A 19,442-nucleotide genomic window follows, 5' to 3' on the forward strand; every position below is an offset into this window, starting at 1 on the left:
CGCCCAAAGTGCCGAAAGCAGGAAGCCACCTTTTCTCGGAAGTTTGGAGGGTCAGCGAGGTGCCGCGATCCTGCCTCTGGGTAGTTATTCGAGACCCAATACAAAGCCTTTCCCTATGAGCAAACAAGTGTAGAATCAGACTCTCCTGATCTGCTTTGCCGAGGTGTCTATGAGCTTCATTGAGGGAATAGCGCGAGATCAGGCCAATCTGCTTCCCCCATGTGTCGATGACTATGTTGGGCCTGACGCGCTCGTCCGCGTCGTCGATGCTTTCGTCGACAGTCTGGATATGATTGAGCTTGGCTTCACACGCGCCATTGCGGCCTCGACCGGACGACCAGGCTATCATCCCAGCGACATGCTCCGGCTGTATATCTGGGGCTACCTCAATCAAGCCCGTTCATCGCGACATCTGGAGCGCTCCTGCAAGCGCGACCTTGAAGCAATGTGGCTGATGCGGCAACTCGCGCCGGACTATCGGACCATTGCCGCCTTCCGGCACGACTATCCCGACGCGATCGTCGCCGCCAGCGCCGCGTTCGTGCTGTTCTGTCGCGAGCAGAATTTGGTAGGCGGCCGGTCGGTCGCACTCGACGGCACCAAGATGCGAGCGGTCGCCAGTCCAAAGAACATCGCCGGGGCGGAGCGGCTCGCGCGCGATATCGCGCATACCGAAAAAGAGATCGCCTATTATCTCGACCGCCTGGACATAATCGACGAGACCGTCGCGCGGGGCTTTGATGATCAACCACTGCACCGCGAAGGCTTCAAGTCCGCCATTGCCTCCCTGCAGCGTCGGAAGGACCGGCTGGCCAGGCGACAGCAGGAACTCGATCGACGGGTCGAGAAGGTGCTCGTGTTTGGCGAGCCGGAGGCCAAACCGATGGGATATGCCCACGCGCCGAAGCTTCCCTCGTACAATCTGCAAAGCGTCGTCGATGTTGCGAGTGGTCTGATCGTCCACCATGACGTCTACAATGACGCGAACGACAGCCACCTTCTTCATCCGATGTCAGTCGCGGCTAAGGCCGTGCTGGAGGTAGATCAGCTCCAGGTGTTGACCGACGGCGGCTACTCAAACGCCGAAGAAGTCGCCCGTTGCGAACGCGAGAACATTGAGGTCGCTGCGCCGATCAAGCGCGGCGCGATGAATTCCGAACATTTTCGACCGGTACAGTTCCTCTACGACGAGGACAGCGACACGGTCCGTTGCCCCGGCGGGCAAACTCTACGCCCGTCCGGAATCCATACTCGCAATCGGGCGATGCGCTACCGTACCTCGGCCTGCGCGACCTGTGCGTTGAAGCCGAGATGCACGCCGGGAGCCCAGCGCACAATTCACCGGCTTGTCGATCAAGGTGCCCTCGATCGCATGGAGGCCCGAATCCATGCCAATCCCAGCTTGATGACGATCAGGCGATGCACGGTCGAGCATCCATTCGGCACCATAAAGCGAATGTCGGGTGGCGGAAGGTTCCTAACTAGAGGACTTAGGGCGGTAAAGGCGGAGGCGGCGCTGTCGATCCTAGCCTTCAACATCCTACACGCCGCGAACACATTCGGAACGAGGGTTGTTACCCCGAGCTGACGCGAGGCGGCGCTTCGCTTCGGCTCCACCTGGCAGGCGCTGCGGCTCCGACGGCTGACGTTTTGGCACAGCCTGCCCCGCAACGCCCCCTGAGAGGGAGAGTGCGGACGGGTTTTCCGTGACGGGTTGAGGGCTGGAGGAGTGGCCTCCGGCGCCCGTCGCGGAGATCATCCCGATGGCCAGAAAGGACCGCGCTCGCCCAGGCGGCGCCCGCAGCAATCTCTATGACGACATCACCGACAAGATCATCGCCGAGCTGGAGGAAGGGCGGCTGCCCTGGGTCCAGCCCTGGGGGACGGCGGCGGCGAAGGCGCCGCTCGCCATGCCGAGGAATGCCGCGACCGCGCGGCAATATTCCGGGATCAATGTCCTCATCCTCTGGGGCGCAGTGGTCCAGCACGGCTATCCGACCCAGCATTGGCTCACCTTCCGGCAAGCACTCTCGCTGGGCGGAAATGTCCGCAAGGGCGAGCGCGGCACCACCGTCGTCTATGCCGACCGCTTCACGCCGGAGGACGAGAAGCGCCGCGCCCAGGAGTCGGGCGAAGAAGCCAGCAGCATTCCGTTCCTGAAGCGCTTCACCGTGTTCAACGCGGCGCAATGCGAGGGCCTGCCCGAGGACATCGCCTTCGAGGCCCCGCCACCGCCGCCCGGCATGATCGAGCCGAAGGTCGAGGCGCTGATCGAGGCGACCGGGATCGATTTCCGCATCGGCGGGGATCGCGCCTTCTATGTTCCGGCGCTCGACTACGTGCAGGTGCCGCCTCCGGCCGCCTATTTCGAGCCGATCAACTGGCACAGGACGGCGCTCCACGAGATGGGGCATGCCACAGGCCATGCCTCGCGCTTGGGGCGGGATTTTTCGGGCAGCTTCGGCACGAAGAAATACGCCTTCGAGGAGCTGGTCGCCTTATCCTGACTCTGTGATCCTGTCTCAGAATCATGCATTGGAGGCGCCTCACCACGGCTCCGGTGAAGCTCTTCAGACGTCCGGGTCAAGCGTTCCCGCAGCGTAGCGAGGACAACGCTTGACGCGGCGGCGGCACGACAAGCTGTTCATGGGGTGCAGGCTAAGTCCTGCACCCCTGCCACGCGGCGAGCGGGAGAGCGCGAGGGGAACCCCTCGCATTCTAAACAATGAAGTTGCGCCGAAGGCGCTCCGCTTGGGTATCGTGCGTGCATTTGTATTTTACCGATCTTGACACTATTTCGCGTCCGCTTTTCCTTGATGACCTTGCAGTGAGCCTCGCGCCCGGTGCGCTCGACGCGGTCGAGCGCACCGGGCTGATTCACGGCATGCCGTTCATCCTGATGGATGACGGCAGCTACGATCTCGCTCTCAACCGGTTCTTTCGTGCCTGTCCTGCTATGGGAGCGCGATCGCCGAACACGTGGCGCTCCTACGCCCGCGACATTCTCGTCTGGGCGCGCTTTCTTGTCGAACGGCGCGGCGGCAAGACGGTCTGGCAGGCCGGCCGCGACGATGTCCTGGCCTTTCACCGGGCGCGTCGGCTGTCGGCAGCTCCCTACCGCATCTCGGCTGCGAGCTGGAACCGGAGCGTTGCCGCGCTCGACAAGCTCTATCGCTGGGCTGTCGAGGAAGGAATCATTGCGATCTCGCCCTTCAGCTACGGCGCCACCCTTCGCAGGGCCGGCGGTAGCCGCGCAGTGCTCGCTGTGACGACGAACCGTGCCCGCGAGCGCGCCGCGCGGCGCCACGATACCCGTTACATCGATCTTGGCCGCTACCTGCTGTTCCGCGAGGTGGGATTGCGCGGCCGGCTTCCCGACGGCTCGGAGGACGCGACGTGGCGCGGCCGCAACGGCGAGCGCAATGCGTTGTTTGCCGAGCTTCTCGTCACGACCGGCCTGCGGCTGACAGAGGCCGGCAGTCTGCTGCTGAGTGAGCTGCCGCGCCTGACCGATCCCGAATCGCGCTCGGTGCCGTTCGATCTCCCCGGTCCGATCGCCAAGGGCGGACGACCACGGCGCATCCGCGTTCCCCGCCGGGTACTGAGATTGATCGGCGACTATGTCGATCTCGAGCGCACGGTCTCTGCCGCGCGCTCAGAGCCTTCGGTGTCCGATCCGCTCTGGCTGATGCTGGAGGACGGGAAGGCAACAGACGCGGCGGGCAAGCGTGTCCGGCTCGACCGTCTGACGCTGGGCGAACGCCGCCGCGTGCTGGTCGGCACGCCCGGCCAGGCGCAGCATGCCTTGCTCTGGCTGACTGAAGGCGGCAAGCCCGTGCCCTCGGCGACTTGGGAAGCTGCCTTTCGGCGGGCCTGCACCCGCTGCCGCCGTTTCGGCATCGAGGTCGAGGTGACGCCACACACGCTGCGGCACACCTTCGCCGTCAACATGCTCTCCATGCTGATCCGCGAGCAGATCGGATCCGTGTTCGATCCGCAGGACCAGCACGGCGCAGCCTATCGGCGGATTCTCGGCGATCCTCTGCAGAAGCTCCAGCACCTGCTGGGGCATGCGAGTATCACCAGCACCTACATCTATCTCGACAGCCTCGCCGAGGCGCAGGAGCTGGTCGAGGCCGCCGCGGATCGCTGGGCCGAAGACACGGCTGGCGGCGCGGCATGACCGCCGCGGCGGCTCCATCGGTGCGGCGGCCGGGTCGCCGCGCCCTCTTTCCCGAGGCGCTGCCCGATCCCGAGGGCGAGGCCGCCGCTGCGATCGCATCGCTGCGCTTTACCGTCACGCTGGCGGATCGCAGCAAGACGATCGACCTGACGATGCTCGCCGGCCGCAAGGCATTGGCGCGGACCTTTGCCGGCGCGCTCTGGCGCGCCTGCCAGGTCGGTGGTCCGGCCGGCTCGATCTCGACGGCCTACGCCTATGCCAATGCGCTCAAGACATTTTGGCGCTATCTCGATTCCGCCGGATCGCACGTCGCCCGTCTCTCCGACGTCAGTGCCGTCTGCATCGACGGCTTCGATTCCTGGATGGAGGGGAGCGGCCTGCATCCCAATCACCGCCTGCACCGCATGAGCAAGGTGCTCAACCTGCTGCGGCTTGCCGAGGCCGCGGAGCCCAGCCACCTGCCGCCCGATGCCTCACGCCGGCTGATGTACACGAGCGATCGGCCCGGCGTGCGCGCCAGGCCGCGCGATGCCTATGGCGATGATGTCGCCGCGGCATTGCGGAAGGCGGCGCGCACCGATCTCGCCGCCATCATCCGCCGCTTGGGCGAGGCCGATCGTATTCCGGCGGTCGAGGATTCCGATCGGAGCAAGGCGCTGGCAGCAACCCACAAACAGGTAATGGAAGTGATCGACGCGGAAGGCGTCATCGGGCACAGGCACCCTCTCTTCAAGCGACTCTACACGCTCCGCCGCGAGAGTGGCCTGCCGAACGATCGCCTGATCCACGATCTGCATGGCCGCCGGCATCTCATCGCCGCCGATCTCGTGCCGCTCATCGTGCTTATCTCGCTCGACACCGGCATGGAGATCGAAGCGATCAAGGGCTTGCGAGCGGACTGCCTGAAGAACCCGGCGGGCGGCTATGTCGAGATCGAGTATTGCAAGCGTCGGGCGCGCGGCGCCGAGTGGAAGCGGCTGCGTGTGCGCGACGGCGGTTCCTCGACGCCGGGCGGCTTGATCCGCAAGGCGCTGCAGTGGACCGGTCCGGCGAGAAGCCGGCTCGGCGCCGACACGCTCTGGGCGCACTGTGCCTGGGGCCGCCTGACCCCTCGGGTGCTCAGCATGAAGGAGCTCGCGGCTTCATGGACGCGCCGGCACGGCATCCTTGATGAGCGGGGCCAACGCCTTCGCCTCAATCTGACGCGCCTGCGCAAGACGCATAAGGCGGCATGGTACCGGCGCACGGGCGGCCAGCTCGACCGCTTCGCCGTCGGCCACACTGTCGCGGTCGCGGCCGACCACTACGCCGACATTCCCGCGCTTCGTCATCTGCACGAGGCGACAATTGCCGACGCCATGACCGATGCGCTCGACGCCGCGTTCCCCCCCTGTGTCCTGTCGTCGGAGGAGGAAGCGGCCGTCCAGACCGATCCCGACAAGGCGACCGGCCTTCCCGTTGTCGGCGCCGCCGCGGTCAAGGCGCTGTTCGGCGGCGAGCAGGACGTCTGGCTCGCCAGTTGCGGCGGCTTCTACAACAGCCCGTTCGGCTCGGAGGGAGAGGCCTGTCCGTCCCCCTTCTGGGGGTGTCTCGAATGCAGCAATGCCGTGGTCACCGCCCGCAAGGTGCCCGCGCTCCTGGCCTTCCTCAACTTCATCCGGGCGCAGCGGCAGGTGCTGAGCGAAGCCGACTGGATCGCCAAGTTCGGCCGGGTTCACGGACGCATCGCCGAACAGATTCTGCCCCGGTTCGCCGACGCCGAGATCGAGGAAGCCCGTCGGATTGGGTCATCGGACCCCGCGCTCCTCTACCTGCCGCCCGAAGCGAGAGCGCCATGATGCCGGCACCGATCAAGCTGCCGCAGCACGCGTCGCTGCCTTCGGCCATTTATGGCAACGACGAGCCCGTGCTTGCCGGCGTGGCGGTCAGGGACGATGCCGACCGCACGCGACTTCCGCGCTTCGGTGACGATCTTTGGGACCTGGGCGCCGCCATTTTCCGGGTGAACGCCCGCTACAGCAATTACCGGCTGAACCTCGCCCGCATCGCCGATCCCGTCACGCGGCGGCTGGCGAAGGAGTACGTGATCGCCCGCCTGCGCATCCATGTGCCGGGATATCGGGCGCCCTGCGGCGCGACCTCGGCGATCCGCCTGCTGCGCTACATCCAGCATTTCGCCGCGTTCCTCCGCGCAAGGACTGGCGCCGTCGATCTCAGCCGGATCGATCAGGCGCTGCTCGACGCCTATCTGGCGTATGCCCGTGACGGCGGACGGCGAACGCCTCACGAGACGGTGAAGTATGTCGAGGTGCCGATCGACCTGCATCACCTGGCGCCATGGCTAACCGGCGGCGGCATCGGTTTCCTGCCGTGGCGTGGACGTGCGGCGCACCGCGTTGCCGGCCGGCCGCCAGCGCCCGCCGAGAACGCCACGCCGCGCATTCCCGAGCCGGTCATCGGCGCCATGCTGCGCTGGGCGCTCAAGTATGTCGAGGTCTATGCGCCCGATATCCTCGCGGCGCGGGCCGAGCTTGACGCTCTCGAAGCCCGCTGCGCCCGATTGATGGCGCGGGACGCGCGGGCCGGACGGGCCGTGGCCAAGAACTATCGCGCCCGCGTGGCCAAGTGGCTCGACGTGCGCCGGGCCATGGGCCGAGGCGTGCCGATCTGGGAGCACGCGCCCAATGTGGCCCGCCGCATCGACCCGCTCACCGGCGAAGAGACCCCGCCCTACAATCTCCATCTGATGCGCCTTCACGCCGGCGCTCCGCAGAGCGGCCGCATCAGCCAGTCCGAGCCGACTGCACGACTGATCGAGAAGGCAGCCGCCGAGCTCGGAACCGAGATCGGCGGGCTCGATACGCCGATCTCGATCGATCCGGACACCGGACTGCCATGGCGCGAGCGCTTCGACGGCCTCAGCCTCGCCCGCGAAGAACGGATGTTGCAGGGCGCCTGCTATCTCGTCTGCGCCTACCTCACCGGCATGCGCGACAGCGAGGTGCAGGCGATGCAGCCGGGTTGCGTGTCGCCGGTGCGCAGCGCCGACGGCCTGGTCGAGCGGTACCGGCTGCGCAGCACGGTGTACAAGCGCCATGGCGCGCGCGGCGTCACGGCCGACTGGATCACGATCGAGCCCGTCGCTCGCGCCGTCGCGGTGATGGAGGTTCTCTCGGCACGCAATCGCCGAGAGAAGGAACTGTCATCCTTGTGGGTGGCGCTGAAGGACTGGCCCTGGAGCAACGATCATCTCGGGATGGGTGCAACGCCGACACTCAACCTTTTCCGCGAGGGCCTCGACACGCGCTCGGAGGCCGCGCCGGCGATTCCGCGCATCGGCGACGAGCCTTGGAAGTTTACGACCCGGCAGCTCCGACGCACGATCGCCTGGTACATCGCCAACCGGCCGTTCGGCACGGTCGCCGGCAAGATCCAGTACAAGCACGCCTCGGTCGCCATGTTCGAAGGCTATGCCGGATCGGCGCAGGCCGACTTCCGCTTGGCGATCGAGCGCGAACGTGCACTCGGCCAGCTCGACGACATTGTCGCCCATTACGAGGCCTATCTTCGCCGTGAAGGCCCGGCGGGACCGGGTGCTGCGCGACTGCGACGCGAGTTCGGCCGCGTGCAGGAGGAACTTGGCGATCTTCCCGGCCGGATCTTGGACCGCAAGCGGCTGCGCACCATGGTTGCCCATCTCGGGCGGACCCTGCATGTCGGTTTCCTCAACGACTGCCTGTTCGATGCAGCGACCGCGCTCTGCCTCACCGGCGCGCCAGATGCCGAGCGGACGGCGCCGGCCCTATCGCGCTGCAGCCCCGACCGGTGCCCGAACGCCTGCCTGACCGCCCGGCACCGCGAACCGTGGCAGGCCTCGATCGTCGAGGGCGAAGCGCTTCTGGCCGACCGGCGTCTATCGCCGCTGCAGCGCACGGCGATCCTGCGGGACAACGAGCGCAAGTGCCGGCTGATCGCGCCTCTCATGGACGGTGACGCATGACCGCGCTCGGGCCGAAGAGCCAAGCGGCGCTAAGGGCTGCCATGAAGCGGTTGCTCGACGGCCGCCCTGAACGCACCGACGGGGCGCTGACCGTCGCCAACCTGGCGCGCGAGGCCGGCGTCAGCCGAGCGACGGCGAACCGGGCCGGCGATCTTCTCGCCGAGCTCCGCGCGGCCGAAGCCCGCCTGCGGCGATCGTCGCCCAGGGCCCTCAAGGAACGCATCCATGCTCTGGAAGCGGAACTACGCGCCGTGCGTGGTGCCGAGATGGCGGAGCTGCGGGCGCTCACCCGGACGCTCGCGCAGCACATCCAGATGCTGACGTTGCAGCTCGCCGAGCGAGATGCCGTCATCGAAGGTCTGCGAGCGGAGCTGTCTCGATCCGTGGACGCCAGGGTCGTCCCGTTGCGGCGTCCGCCTCTGGACGGCACCGGCTGACAGCCGCGCTTCATCCTGACCGGTCCAGGCGCCGCTCGCCGGTCATGGCTGCCTCCCGTGCTCGCCCGTCGAGGCAGGGCTCGGGTTGTGGCAGACGCTGCCGGCCCATCAACCCTGTTCCGCACCAGCACCGAGAACAGGGTGTGACGGCCCGGCTTCCCGCGTCTGCCCCTGCCGCCTCGCCCTCGACGGAGAGGGCGAACACAGGAGGCAGCCATGACCACCGATCGCACACCCCAGCCCCGGAACGACATCTACGAGCGTGTCACCAGCCAGATCATCGCCGCCATCGAGGCCGGCGCCGACCAGTACCGGATGCCCTGGCACCACGACGGATCGGCCATCACTACGCCCGTCAACGTCGCCTCGCGCAAGGCCTATCGTGGCGTCAACGTCATCGCACTCTGGGCCGCCGCGCACGCCGCCGGCTTTCCCGCCGGCATCTGGGGCACCTATCGCCAGTGGCAGGCGCTCGGCGCCCAGGTCCGCAAGGGCGAGCGCGGGCACCTCGTCGTGTTCTGGAAGACCGTCGATCGCCACGGCAAGGCAGACGTACAGGACGGCGACGAGGATCGCGACGAGCCCGCCCGGCGCATGTTCGCCCGCGGCTACACGGTCTTCAACTGCGCGCAGGTCGACGGCTACACGCCGCCCGAGATACCGGTGCTACCCGAGGCCGAGCGCATCGAGCGGGCCGAACGGTTCTGCGCAGCGCTCGGCATCGACATCCGCCACGGCGGATCGCAGGCCTGTTACCGCCCATCCACCGACCACGTGCAGATGCCCGACTTCGCCTGCTTCCGCGATGCCGCAGCCTATTACGCCGTGCTGCTCCACGAATGCGGGCACGCCTCCGGCGCCAGGCATCGCCTCGACCGTGATCTCTCCGGACGGTTCGGCTCGGCCGCCTATGCTATGGAGGAATGCACGGTCGAGCTCCTGAGCGCCATGATCTGCGCCGACCTCCATCTCAGCGTCGAGCCGCGGCCCGACCACGCCAGCTATATCGCCTCCTGGCTCGAGGTGCTTCGCTCCGACAAGCGCGCGATCTTCACCGCCGCAGCCAAGGCGCAGCAGATCGCCGACTGGCTGCACGCCCAGCAGGGCAACGCTTGCCGGAACGACGTCAGGGGCGCCGCATAGGCGCTCCTCGACCCGATCAGTTGACAGTTCGCTCCCGGAACAGCGCCTCAATCAGCGGACATTCCGGCCGCGTGCCGTCGGCGCATTGCGCGACGACGTCCTTGAGCACCCGCTCCATGCGCTTCAGGTCAGCGATCTTCGCCCGCACATCGTCGAGATGCGCGGCGGCGACCGCGCTTGCCTCGGCGCAGGGCTGGTCGCGTTCGTCGACCAGGCGCAACAGCTCGCGGATTTCGTCGAGTGAGAAGCCGAGCTCGCGTGCCCGCAGCACAAAGCGAAGGCGCCGCTCGTGCGTCGTGTCGTAGCTGCGGTAGCCGGCCGCCGTGCGCGGTGGCTCGGGCAGGAGCCCGACCTTCTCGTAGTAGCGCACAGTCTCCAGATTGCTGCCCGTCCGCCGGGCGAGCTCAGCCCGCTGCAGGCCCTTCACGCCAGCGTGATCGCGCATCGCAAAAATCCCTCTTGACCCTGTAGTTGCTACAGACCGCATGGTACTGCGCAATGAGGATTTCGGCAAGGAAAGCGAGATCGGACATGGATATATCGCGACCCAGCACGGCGGGCATGACGTCCGCCACGACCGACGTGCTCGCGTCGGACCGAGCCGAAGTCGGACGGCAGCGCCTGGTCGCCGTCGGCGGCATTCTCGGCGCGCTTGCCGCCTCCTCGTGCTGCATCGTCCCGCTCATCCTGTTTAGCCTAGGCATTGGTGGCGCCTGGATCGGCAATCTGACGGCGCTCGCGCCCTACAAGCCGCTCTTCGTCGCCGGGACGACGGGCGTTCTCGGCTACGGCTTCTATCTCGTCTACTGGAAGCCGAGGCGGGCCTGCGCCGAGGATGCTGCCTGCGCGCGCCCGATCCCCAGCCGCATTGTCCAGATCGCGCTCTGGTTTGCGACGGTGCTCGTCGCGGCCGCCTTCGCATTCGACTACGTCGCCCCGCTGCTGCTTTCCGCCTGACACCAAGAGGAGACCCGTCCCATGAAGAAGAGTTTGAGTGCTCTTGCTTTGATCATGTCGGTGATGACCGCGCCTGCCGTGTTCGCTACCGAACGCACAGTCACCTTCGCCATCGACAACATGACCTGCGCCTCCTGCCCCTACATCGTGAAGACCTCGATGGCGGCGGTCCCCGGGGTCTCGACGGTGGCCGTCTCGTTCGAAGCCAAGACCGCGACCGTGACCTTCGACGACGCGCAGACGACCCCGGATGCCATCGCGGCCGCCAGCATGAATGCCGGCTATCCGGCCCGCCCGACGCAGGAGCAAGGCAGTTGACATGCATGACCGCGCCCTGATCCGCACCGGCGCCGCAGGCGCCATTGTCGTTGCGATCTGCTGCGCGGCGCCACTCCTTGCCGTGCCCCCGCCGCTGGCCGGCCTCGGCGCGTGGTTGACGGGTTCGGGTCTGGTCGTGCTTTCCCTGATCGCCGCGGGCCTCGGGCTTGTCGCCTGCGGCATCCATCATCGCCGTGCAAAGGTCGTCTGTTCCAACACGAAGATTCTGAATGAAGGCCTGAAGCCATGAACGATTGCTGCACATCCTCCGCGTCCCGCGACAAGGCGACGGTTTCTACATCCGCAACGGTGCCGAGCTTGGCCGTGCGGCCGGGTGTGACGTTTCCGGACTGGTCGGTGGTTTCGTCACCCGTGGTGAAGGAGGCCCTGCTGGCCATGGTCGGCTCCGACCATGTGCTCAACCGCTGGAGCGGCTACGAGGCGGCCACGGATCGCGTGCGCGTTGCGTTGCTACAGCTCTACGCCGAACACGGGCGAGCCCCGACCCCAAGCGCGCTTGCCAAGCGTGCGGGGCTGAGCGAGGAAGCCGTCCGTGCGCTGCTCGAAGAGCTCCGCCGTCGCGACCTCGTCGTACTCGATGGCGACATGATTGTCGGCGCGTATCCCTTCACCGACCGCGACACCGGCCACCGGGTCACACTGGACGGACGCACTCTTACTGCGATGTGCGCGGTCGACGCGCTCGGCATCGGCGCTATGACCGACCAAGACATCTCGATCGTCTCGCGCTGCCGCCACTGCGGCGCGCCGGTCCGGATCACCACGCAGGAACGGGGCCGGGCTCTGGCCGACGTTGAGCCGACGACGGCCGTCGTATGGCTCAGCGTCCATTACGAAGGCGGATGCGCTGCGAACTCGCTGTGCACTGCAACATCCTTCTTCTGTTCCGACGATCACCTCGCCGCGTGGCGCCGGCAGCGTCCTGCAGACGAGCCGGGATTCCGGCTGTCGATCGAGGAAGCTCTCGAAGCAGGTCGGGCGATCTTCGGGCCCAGCCTTGCCGGAATCGGCACAATCGCCGGCCACGGCAACAACGCGGCCGAGACACAAGGTGAGCCTCAATCGTCGGGCGATACGGCATCGCCGGACAGGCCCGTGACGCATCGGCGCCTTGGCACGAATGGCCGCAACAATGGTTCCTACGACCTTGCCATCATCGGCGCCGGCTCGGCCGGCTTCTCGGCCGCGATCACGGCAGCCGATCAGGGCGCCCAGGTGGCCCTCATCGGCAGCGGCACCATCGGCGGCACCTGCGTCAATATCGGTTGCGTGCCGTCGAAGACGCTGATCCGCGCCGCCGAGACGCTCCACAATGCCCGAGCCGCGGCACGTTTCGCCGGCATCACGGCCGAGGCCGAACTGACCGACTGGGGCGGAACCGTCCGTCAGAAGGACGCGCTGGTTTCGGAGCTACGTCAGGCCAAGTACGCCGACCTGCTCCCGGCTTACAACGGCATCGCCTATCGCGAAGGGCCGGCGCGCATCGTGGACGGCGGCGTCCAGGTGGACGGCACGTTTGTCTCAGCCGGCAAGATCATCATCGCGACCGGCGCGCGACCGGCCGTCCCTGTCATCCCCGGCATCGAGACCGTGCCATACCTGACGAGCACGACGGCGCTTGATCTCGAGGCGCTGCCCCGATCTCTGCTCGTGATCGGCGGCGGCTATATCGGGGCCGAACTCGCCCAGATGTTCGCCCGCGCCGGCGTCGAGGTGACGCTGGTGTGCCGCTCGCGTCTCCTTCCGGAGGCCGAACCCGAAATCGGCACGGCGCTGACGGGGTATTTCATGGACGAGAGCATCGCGGTGATTTCCGGCATCACGTACCGGACGATCCGCAAGACCGCGGACGGTGTTGCACTCACTGTCCATCGCGACGGCAAGGACGTCACGATCGACGCCGATCAGGTGCTCGTGGCGACGGGCCGCGCGCCCAATATCGAAGGTCTCGGGCTCGCCGAGCATGGGATCGCTCTCTCGCCGAAGGGCGGCATCTTCGTCGATGACCGCATGCGCACGACAAGATCGGGCGTGTACGCTGCCGGCGACGTCACCGGTCACGATCAGTTCGTCTACATGGCCGCCTACGGTGCCAAGCTCGCGGCGAAGAACGCCCTCAACGGCGACAGCCTGCGCTACGACAACAGTGCCATGCCGGCCATCGTCTTCACCGATCCGCAGGTGGCGAGCGTCGGGCTGACAGAGGCGGCTGCGCGGACCGCCGGCCACGCCGTCCGTGTCTCCACGATCGGTCTCGACCAGGTGCCGCGCGCGATTGCCGCCCGAGACACACGCGGGCTCATCAAGCTCGTCGCCGACGCTGGCAGCGGCCGGCTGCTCGGGGCGCATATCCTCGCACCGGAGGGAGCCGACAGCATCCAGACGGCGGCCCTGGCAATCCGGCACGGCCTCACCGTCGACGACCTCGCGGATACGCTCTTTCCGTATCTCACCACCGTTGAGGGCCTGAAGCTCGCGGCTCTTGCCTTCGACAAGGACGTGGCGAAGCTCTCATGCTGCGCCGGCTGAGCCGTGAAGGCTCGGATGTCGAACGTGACAATGTTGGAGGAGATCTAGTGGCGAAGAGATATGACCTTGCGATCATCGGCACGGGAACGGCTGCGATCGTAACAGCACACAGGGTTCGTGCGGCTGGCTGGAGCGTCGCCGTCGCGGACTTCCGGCCCTTCGGGGGCACCTGCGCCTTGCGCGGTTGCGATCCGAAGAAGATGATGGTCGGCGGCGCCGAGGCGGCTGATCACGCCTGGCGCATGAGCGGACGTGGAATCGAAGGGGACGCGACGCTCGATTGGACGGGACTGATGGCCTTCAAGCGCAGCTTCACCGATCCGGTACCGCAGAAGCGTGAGAAAGCCTTTGCCGACAAAGGGATTCACGCCTTCCACGGTCACGTTCGCTTTATCGGCCCGAATGCGCTCGAGTTCGGAGGAGAGAGGATCGAGGCGGACCGTATCGTGATCGCCGCCGGCGCCGAGGCCGTGCCGCTCGGCATTCCGGGCGAGCAGCACCTGATCACCAATGAAGGCTTCCTGGAACTGGAGAGCCTGCCTGAACGCATCGTCCTTGTCGGCGGCGGTTATATCGCGGCCGAGTTTTCGCACATCGCGGCGCGCGCCGGAGCACAGGTCACAATTCTTCAGCACGGGAAGCGAATGCTCAAGCAATTCGACCCCGATCTCGTCGGCTGGCTGATGGACAAGTTCAGCGAGCGCGGCATCAATGTCCGCACACAGGCAGGGGTGACCGCCATTGAGAAGGTATCAGACGGCTATCGCGTCCGGGCGGACTGTCCTGACGGCGAACTCGATATGGACGCAGATCTGGTCGTCCATGCCGCGGGTCGGGCGCCGGCGCTCGCGACGCTCGATCTCGATGCCGGGAGCGTAAAGCACCATAACGGGCGGCTGGCGTTGAACGGATTTTTGCAAAGCGTCTCCAACCCCGCGGTCTACGCAGCAGGTGATGCCGCCGGCCTAGGACCGCCGCTCACTCCGGTATCAAGCCATGACGCGAAGGTAGTCTCGGCGAACCTGCTCAACGGCAACACGGTCAGGCCTGAATACACAGGCGTTCCGAGTGTCGCCTTCACCATCCCGCCGATCGCAGCCGTCGGCATGAGCGAAGCCAAGGCGCGTGAGAAAGGCCTGAACGTTCGCGTAAAGACCGAGCGCGTGGACGGCTGGTTCACCGCACGCCAGCAGGCCGAGACGGTGTATGGCTTCAAAACGTTGGTCGACGCGGACACTGACCGCATCCTCGGCGCCCATCTTGTCGGTCCGCACGCTGACGAAGTGATCAACATCTTTGCACTGGCGATCAGGCAAGGGCTGACGGCAGAGCAGTTGAAGACCACCATGTTCGCATATCCCAGCGGCGCGTCAGATATCGGCGAGATGCTTTGAGCGTAAGTGAGGTGGTCGACCGGTACGGCCGCGGAGCAGTCTGCACGAAAGAAATCCCTTCACCAGTCGCATTCGGTTCGCTGAGCAGTCGTAAAAACCACGAACCGCAATGCGAAGAGCAGCCCTCCAGATACTCCCGAGTGTCTCACCCGTTCTAAAACCGCGCAACGCCGCCAGATCGGCTGGTTTCGGCTGATGAAAGTCCGCTGAGACAGCTTGACTGTTCAGATAAGTCGCCGAGATGAACGCGGCCTTCTGCTGCGCCTCGCTCGGCATCGTGCCGACCGTGCGCCACGCCGACTACATCGGCTCCTGGCTGGAGGTGCTGCGCGAGGATAACCGCGCCATCGTCCGCGCCGCTTCGCAGGCGAGCAAGGCGGCCGACTGGCTGCTGTCGCATCTGCCCGACGAGGACGGCGCTGAATCGGTTGCGGCCTCGACCGAGCGGAGGGTGGCGGCATGATCCTCCTGACCCGTACCCAGCGTGCGCAGCTCCTCGCCAATGGCCGGCAGCGCGGCGCCGATCACGTCCCCGTCGTCAAATTCTTCAATCCCTTCGGCGCGGGCGTCTGGCTCGCCACCGAGCTGGATCAGGGCGGCGACATCATGTTCGGCCTGGCCGATATCGGCTACCCCGAACTCGGCTCGTGGAGCCTGGAAGAGCTGCGTGGGGTCCGGTTGCCCTTCGGCATGGGGATCGAGCGGGATCTGCTCTTCACCGGGGATTTCCCGATCTCGGTCTGGGCGGAGGCTGCGTGGGAAACCGGCAGCATCCAGGCGGCGGAACGAGCCCTCTACCGCGCCGGTGCGGCATTCACCCGCACATCCACAGATACGGAAAGCCGGGAATCCTGATTTCCGGTTGCCGGCTTTGTGGCCTGGCGTCGCACTCTTCAGAGGAAGAGGGCGGCGCTTCGCTTCGTGACGGGTTGGAGGTCGAGAGAGTGGCTCCCGGCCGCCCGTCGCGGAGAAATCACCATGGCCAAAGCTGCCAGGAAGAAGCCCGTCGCCCCGATGATCGTCTTTTCACGGGCGCGCGACATTCCGTTCAACCGGATCAGGCTGTCGGACAGCAATGTTCGCGAGGCTGACGTCGAGGCGGGTCTGGACGAACTTACCCATGACATCGACCGGCGCGAGGATCTCGTGCAGGGCCTCAACGTTCGCGCCATCCTCGACGCGGACGGCGTTGAGACCGGCGATTTCGAGACCCCGGCCGGCGGCCGCCGCTACAGGTCCATCGCGCGCCTCGTCGAAGCCGGTCGCTTCCCGGCCGATGGCCTCGTCCCCTGCATCGTCAAGAAGGCCGATGCCAAGACCTCGGCAGTCGACGACTCGCTGGCCGAGAACCTGCTGCGCCTCGCCCTGCATCCGCTCGACCAGTTCAAGGCGTTCAAGCGGATGTTCGACATGGGCATGTCGAAGGAGGAGATCGCCGACGCCTGGCGGACCACGCCGCGCTACATCATGCAGCGCCTTCGTCTCGCGACGGTCGCGCCGGCGCTGCACGACGCCTATGCGCGGAATGAGATGACGCTGGCGATGCTGGAAGCCTTCACCGTCAATCCCGACCACGAGCGCCAGCAGCAGGTCTGGGAGCGGATCAGCACGTCGTGGCAGAAAGAGCCCTGGCACATCCGCAGCCTGCTGACCGAGACCACGGTTCCGGCTGCCGACAAGCGCGCCCGCTTCATCGGCATCGACGCCTATGAGGCGGCGGGCGGCCCGGTGCTGCGCGATCTCTTCTCCGACGAGAACGGCGGTTGGTTGCAGGACGTCACGCTGCTCGACCGCCTGGTTGACGAGAAGCTGCGCACTGTCGCCGACGAGATCGCCGGACAGGGCTGGAAGTGGATCGACGCGGCAGTCGAACTTCCCTACGGCTACGCCAACGGCCTGCGCAGGCTGGTCGGTGTGACCCAGGAGCTGACCGACGAGGAGCGCACCGCCCGCGAGGCGCTGCGCGACGAGTATGACGAACTCGAAGCGCAGTATGCAGAAGCCGACGACCTGCCCGATGAGATCGACCAGCGGCTCGGGGAGATCGAAGCCGAGTTGGAAGGCTTCGAGAACCGGCCCGTCACCTTCGCGCCGGAAGACATCGCCCGTGCCGGTGTTTTCGTCAGCATCGACCGCGATGGCGAGTTGATCGTCAGTCCCGGTTATGTCCGCCCCGAGGACGAACAACCCGAGAGCGTCGATGGTGAGGATGCGGGCGAAGGTGCCGACCCGTCCGATCCCGATGCGGTGCAGCGCGCGGTTATCACCGTCGGCGGCGAGCCGGTCCCGGACGGCGATGAAGAGGAGGACGATGCCGTCAAGCCGCTGCCCGAGCGGCTGGTGACCGACCTGACCGCCTGGCGGACGCTGGCGTTGCGCAATGCGCTTGCCGAGAATCCGCGCGTCGCCATGACGGCGCTGCTGCACAAGCTGGTTCTCGATACTTTCGAGCGCACCGCCACCTCGGGAACCAGCCTCTATGCCGCCGTGCGTCACATCTATCTTCCCACGGATGCGACCGGGCTCGCTGACAGCGCCGCCGCGAAGATGATCGACGAGCGCGCGGACGCCTGGCGGGGCGACATCCCCGCTGGCGATGACGACCGGCTCTGGGACTGGATCGACGGTCTCGACGATGCCAGCCGCCTGGCGCTGCTCGCCCATTGCGTCAGTTTCGGGGTCAACGCGCTTTACGAGCGGCCCAACCCCTATTCGGGGAATGGCATCTCGCAGCACGGTCTCGACCGCCGCATGGCCGAGGCCGAACGGCTGGCACAGGCCACCGGCCTCGATCTCGTCGAAGCGGGCTGGAGGCCCACGGTCGAGAACTACCTGGGTCGCGTGACCAAGACCCGCATCATCGAGGCGGTGCGCGAGGGCGCCGGCGATCGCGCGGCCGATCTCATCGCGCATCTCAAGAAGGGCGATATGGCGAAGGAGGCCGAACGGCTCCTGGCCGATACCGGCTGGCTGCCGGAGCCGCTGCGCCCCGCCATCGAGGCGCAGGCCGTGGATGGCGCGACCGATCAGGACGAGGACAGCGTGGCGCTGCCCGACTTCCTCGCCGGTGGCCATGAGGACACGGCCGAGGCCGCCGACGATCCAGAGGCCCTCGTCGCCGCCGAGTGACGCGCAGCAGCGGGGCGGCCTCCGCCGCCCCGCATTCCATCCCTTCCATCTGAAGGCCCGGCATCTCGCCGGGCCGCTTTCGTTTCAGGAGCAAGATCATGTCCGCTTCCCTCATTTTCGACATTGCGCCTCTCGGCTCGCTCGTGGCCTATAGCGACGGCCAGCCGAAACCGCCCGCACGTTTCACCAAGAAGCTCGCCGCGTGGAAATCCCGCAACGGGGCCGGTCGCCTCGTGCGCAAGGAACCGGGCCGCGAGCGCCCGACCTACACGACGCCGCCGTCCTTCACCCTGCATGAGGGTGATTTCGGCGAAGGCGGCATCATCCTCATCACCATCATGCGCAGCTACGGCATCGACAGCGATCTGAGCTTCCGGGTTGTCGAACGCCCGAAGATCGGTCAGGTCCGTGTTGTGCAGGATGTCGGAGAGAACGTCGAATTGCTGCACCTCGCGGAGAACCACGAGGCGGCCGAACTCTGGCTAGCCAGGAACGGCTACAGCCGCGCGCGCCTCGAGGAGATCACCGCCGACGAGGCAGGCGCCGATGCCGTCGAGGGTCGAGCTGCCGCGTGACCATCGCCGATCCCGTTCATCCGGCCCGCTTGTCCCGTGACGGCGGGCCTTCTTCGTTTCAGGAGAACACAATGGCCATTCCCGATCCCGTTCGAACGAACTTCGACACTCTGCTTCGTGCTGCCGATGACGGCAATCTCGCCCTTATGGAATGCCTCGACGCCGCGACCCGTGAGACACGCTATGTCCTGTGCGCGGTCGGCCGCGACGGGGGTGATTACGTCTTCACGCCGTTCGGCCATCTCGCAAGCGGCAACCCCTATGACGCCTATCTGCCGCCGGATCCCGACGATCCTGCCGGCTTTGTCGAGAAGGCCGAAGATGGGGGCGCATCATGATGACGGTCGATGAAATCTTCGCCGATGACCGCCGCAATCCGCCATCGGAGCGCTCGCTTCCCTGGGAGGAAACCCGCAACGGCGTCACCGTCATCGTGGAACCGAAACCGCATTGGGCCGAGGACATGCGCGCCTTCCGGCTCGATGCCCGCGAATACTGCCGCTATGCCGACTGGACGGCCCATGGCGCCCGGACGCGCTTTTTCGGTCATATCGACACCTCCGGCGACGATGTGATGATGAAGGCCCGCGCCATGATCGCCCGCGAAATCGCCGATGGGTTCTGGGACTGACCGGCCCTGAAAGCCGAACCTTGCACACGGGGCTATCGGGTATCGCTGCACAAGCAGCGATGGATCGAGTTCGAGCTTCACCATTGCGCCAACTCCTTGGTGTTGTGGGGGCAACGGGTTCCGTC

General features: G+C 66.4%; 17 protein-coding genes and 2 pseudogenes. 18 read left to right on the plus strand and 1 reads right to left on the minus strand.

Annotated elements, in window-relative coordinates; all coding sequences use genetic code 11:
• The first annotated feature begins 169 nt into the window (after nucleotides 1-169).
• The 7 genes and pseudogenes from ACX82Z_RS04085 to ACX82Z_RS04115 all read left to right on the plus strand — a co-directional run bounded on the left by ACX82Z_RS04085 (nucleotide 170) and on the right by ACX82Z_RS04115 (nucleotide 9,763).
• Nucleotides 170-1,588 carry an IS1182 family transposase gene (locus ACX82Z_RS04085; RefSeq protein WP_039194741.1) on the plus strand — a complete coding sequence of 473 codons (1,419 nt, stop codon included), beginning with the start codon at nucleotides 170-172 and terminating at the stop codon, nucleotides 1,586-1,588.
• Nucleotides 1,589-1,763: 175 nt separating this feature from the next.
• Nucleotides 1,764-2,498, plus strand: a pseudogene (locus ACX82Z_RS04090) (ArdC family protein); the annotation flags it as partial.
• Between the two features lie 329 nt (nucleotides 2,499-2,827).
• A complete protein-coding gene (locus ACX82Z_RS04095) occupies nucleotides 2,828-4,183 on the plus strand; it encodes a tyrosine-type recombinase/integrase (protein ID WP_245283067.1) in 1,356 nt (451 codons plus the stop codon).
• The gene (locus tag ACX82Z_RS04100; protein WP_012112822.1) at nucleotides 4,180-6,021 is read left to right on the plus strand and encodes a hypothetical protein; all 1,842 of its coding nucleotides are present in this window, start codon (nucleotides 4,180-4,182) and stop codon (nucleotides 6,019-6,021) included. Before ACX82Z_RS04095 ends, ACX82Z_RS04100 begins: the two co-directional genes overlap by 4 nt.
• Complete coding sequence (locus tag ACX82Z_RS04105) at nucleotides 6,018-8,183, plus strand: hypothetical protein (RefSeq protein ID WP_012112821.1); 2,166 nt, start codon at nucleotides 6,018-6,020, stop codon at nucleotides 8,181-8,183. Before ACX82Z_RS04100 ends, ACX82Z_RS04105 begins: the two co-directional genes overlap by 4 nt.
• Nucleotides 8,180-8,620 (plus strand): hypothetical protein, encoded by a 441-nt coding sequence (locus ACX82Z_RS04110; RefSeq protein WP_012112820.1) that lies wholly within the window; start codon nucleotides 8,180-8,182, stop codon nucleotides 8,618-8,620. Before ACX82Z_RS04105 ends, ACX82Z_RS04110 begins: the two co-directional genes overlap by 4 nt.
• A gap of 216 nt (nucleotides 8,621-8,836) precedes the next feature.
• Complete coding sequence (locus ACX82Z_RS04115; protein WP_012112819.1) at nucleotides 8,837-9,763, plus strand: ArdC family protein; 927 nt, start codon at nucleotides 8,837-8,839, stop codon at nucleotides 9,761-9,763.
• Between the two features lie 16 nt (nucleotides 9,764-9,779).
• Here ACX82Z_RS04115 and ACX82Z_RS04120 read toward each other — a convergent pair whose 3' ends face one another.
• Nucleotides 9,780-10,208, minus strand: a complete 429-nt coding sequence (locus ACX82Z_RS04120; protein ID WP_012112818.1) for a MerR family transcriptional regulator — start codon at nucleotides 10,206-10,208, stop codon at nucleotides 9,780-9,782.
• Nucleotides 10,209-10,294: 86 nt separating this feature from the next.
• Between ACX82Z_RS04120 and ACX82Z_RS04125 the strand changes: the two genes are divergently transcribed.
• The 11 genes and pseudogenes from ACX82Z_RS04125 (at nucleotide 10,295) to ACX82Z_RS04175 (ending at nucleotide 19,317) form a co-directional block, all read left to right on the plus strand.
• Nucleotides 10,295-10,720: a mercuric transporter MerT family protein gene (locus tag ACX82Z_RS04125; protein WP_039194744.1), complete on the plus strand. Its 426-nt coding sequence runs from the start codon at nucleotides 10,295-10,297 to the stop codon at nucleotides 10,718-10,720.
• A gap of 21 nt (nucleotides 10,721-10,741) precedes the next feature.
• Entirely contained in the window at nucleotides 10,742-11,038 is a 297-nt protein-coding gene (locus ACX82Z_RS04130; RefSeq protein ID WP_012112816.1) for a heavy-metal-associated domain-containing protein, read from the plus strand.
• A 1-nt stretch (nucleotide 11,039) separates the two neighbouring features.
• Entirely contained in the window at nucleotides 11,040-11,288 is a 249-nt protein-coding gene (locus tag ACX82Z_RS04135) for a hypothetical protein (RefSeq protein ID WP_036742955.1), read from the plus strand.
• Nucleotides 11,285-13,588 carry a bifunctional organomercurial lyase/mercury(II) reductase MerBA gene (gene merBA, locus ACX82Z_RS04140; RefSeq protein WP_012112815.1) on the plus strand — a complete coding sequence of 768 codons (2,304 nt, stop codon included), beginning with the start codon at nucleotides 11,285-11,287 and terminating at the stop codon, nucleotides 13,586-13,588. The genes ACX82Z_RS04135 and merBA overlap by 4 nt, the downstream gene beginning before the upstream one ends.
• Before the next feature lie 47 nt (nucleotides 13,589-13,635).
• Nucleotides 13,636-14,982 carry a dihydrolipoyl dehydrogenase family protein gene (locus ACX82Z_RS04145; RefSeq protein ID WP_012112814.1) on the plus strand — a complete coding sequence of 449 codons (1,347 nt, stop codon included), beginning with the start codon at nucleotides 13,636-13,638 and terminating at the stop codon, nucleotides 14,980-14,982.
• 232 nt (nucleotides 14,983-15,214) lie between these two features.
• Nucleotides 15,215-15,445: pseudogene (locus tag ACX82Z_RS04150) on the plus strand (zincin-like metallopeptidase domain-containing protein); the annotation flags it as partial.
• Nucleotides 15,442-15,837, plus strand: coding sequence for a DUF2958 domain-containing protein (locus ACX82Z_RS04155; RefSeq protein WP_039194750.1), 396 nt, complete (start codon nucleotides 15,442-15,444; stop codon nucleotides 15,835-15,837). The pseudogene ACX82Z_RS04150 and the gene ACX82Z_RS04155, both read left to right, overlap by 4 nt.
• A gap of 123 nt (nucleotides 15,838-15,960) precedes the next feature.
• Entirely contained in the window at nucleotides 15,961-18,111 is a 2,151-nt protein-coding gene (locus ACX82Z_RS04160) for a ParB/RepB/Spo0J family partition protein (protein WP_039194752.1), read from the plus strand.
• A 98-nt stretch (nucleotides 18,112-18,209) separates the two neighbouring features.
• Nucleotides 18,210-18,686 (plus strand): hypothetical protein, encoded by a 477-nt coding sequence (locus tag ACX82Z_RS04165; RefSeq protein WP_012092595.1) that lies wholly within the window; start codon nucleotides 18,210-18,212, stop codon nucleotides 18,684-18,686.
• 71 nt (nucleotides 18,687-18,757) lie between these two features.
• On the plus strand, nucleotides 18,758-19,024 hold the full coding sequence (locus ACX82Z_RS04170; protein WP_012092596.1) for a DUF6117 family protein: 267 nt from the start codon (nucleotides 18,758-18,760) through the stop codon (nucleotides 19,022-19,024).
• Nucleotides 19,021-19,317, plus strand: coding sequence for a hypothetical protein (locus tag ACX82Z_RS04175; RefSeq protein ID WP_012092597.1), 297 nt, complete (start codon nucleotides 19,021-19,023; stop codon nucleotides 19,315-19,317). The genes ACX82Z_RS04170 and ACX82Z_RS04175 overlap by 4 nt, the downstream gene beginning before the upstream one ends.
• Nucleotides 19,318-19,442: the final 125 nt, after the last annotated feature.

It is taken from the genome of Aliihoeflea sp. PC F10.4 (assembly GCF_054612275.1).

What these genes read in the sequence shown, in the direction of transcription:
- ACX82Z_RS04125 (WP_039194744.1), top strand. Translation starts at nt 10,295, where the DNA reads ATGGATATATCGCGACCCAGCACGGCGGGCATGACGTCCGCCACGACC.
- ACX82Z_RS04175 (WP_012092597.1), top strand. Translation starts at nt 19,021, where the DNA reads ATGATGACGGTCGATGAAATCTTCGCCGATGACCGCCGCAATCCGCCA.
- ACX82Z_RS04085 (WP_039194741.1), top strand. Translation starts at nt 170, where the DNA reads ATGAGCTTCATTGAGGGAATAGCGCGAGATCAGGCCAATCTGCTTCCC.
- ACX82Z_RS04170 (WP_012092596.1), top strand. Translation starts at nt 18,758, where the DNA reads ATGGCCATTCCCGATCCCGTTCGAACGAACTTCGACACTCTGCTTCGT.
- ACX82Z_RS04105 (WP_012112821.1), top strand. Translation starts at nt 6,018, where the DNA reads ATGATGCCGGCACCGATCAAGCTGCCGCAGCACGCGTCGCTGCCTTCG.
- ACX82Z_RS04165 (WP_012092595.1), top strand. Translation starts at nt 18,210, where the DNA reads ATGTCCGCTTCCCTCATTTTCGACATTGCGCCTCTCGGCTCGCTCGTG.
- ACX82Z_RS04100 (WP_012112822.1), top strand. Translation starts at nt 4,180, where the DNA reads ATGACCGCCGCGGCGGCTCCATCGGTGCGGCGGCCGGGTCGCCGCGCC.
- ACX82Z_RS04115 (WP_012112819.1), top strand. Translation starts at nt 8,837, where the DNA reads ATGACCACCGATCGCACACCCCAGCCCCGGAACGACATCTACGAGCGT.
- merBA (WP_012112815.1), top strand. Translation starts at nt 11,285, where the DNA reads ATGAACGATTGCTGCACATCCTCCGCGTCCCGCGACAAGGCGACGGTT.
- ACX82Z_RS04155 (WP_039194750.1), top strand. Translation starts at nt 15,442, where the DNA reads ATGATCCTCCTGACCCGTACCCAGCGTGCGCAGCTCCTCGCCAATGGC.
- ACX82Z_RS04110 (WP_012112820.1), top strand. Translation starts at nt 8,180, where the DNA reads ATGACCGCGCTCGGGCCGAAGAGCCAAGCGGCGCTAAGGGCTGCCATG.
- ACX82Z_RS04135 (WP_036742955.1), top strand. Translation starts at nt 11,040, where the DNA reads ATGCATGACCGCGCCCTGATCCGCACCGGCGCCGCAGGCGCCATTGTC.
- ACX82Z_RS04120 (WP_012112818.1), bottom strand. Translation starts at nt 10,208, where the DNA reads ATGCGCGATCACGCTGGCGTGAAGGGCCTGCAGCGGGCTGAGCTCGCC.
- ACX82Z_RS04130 (WP_012112816.1), top strand. Translation starts at nt 10,742, where the DNA reads ATGAAGAAGAGTTTGAGTGCTCTTGCTTTGATCATGTCGGTGATGACC.
- ACX82Z_RS04160 (WP_039194752.1), top strand. Translation starts at nt 15,961, where the DNA reads ATGGCCAAAGCTGCCAGGAAGAAGCCCGTCGCCCCGATGATCGTCTTT.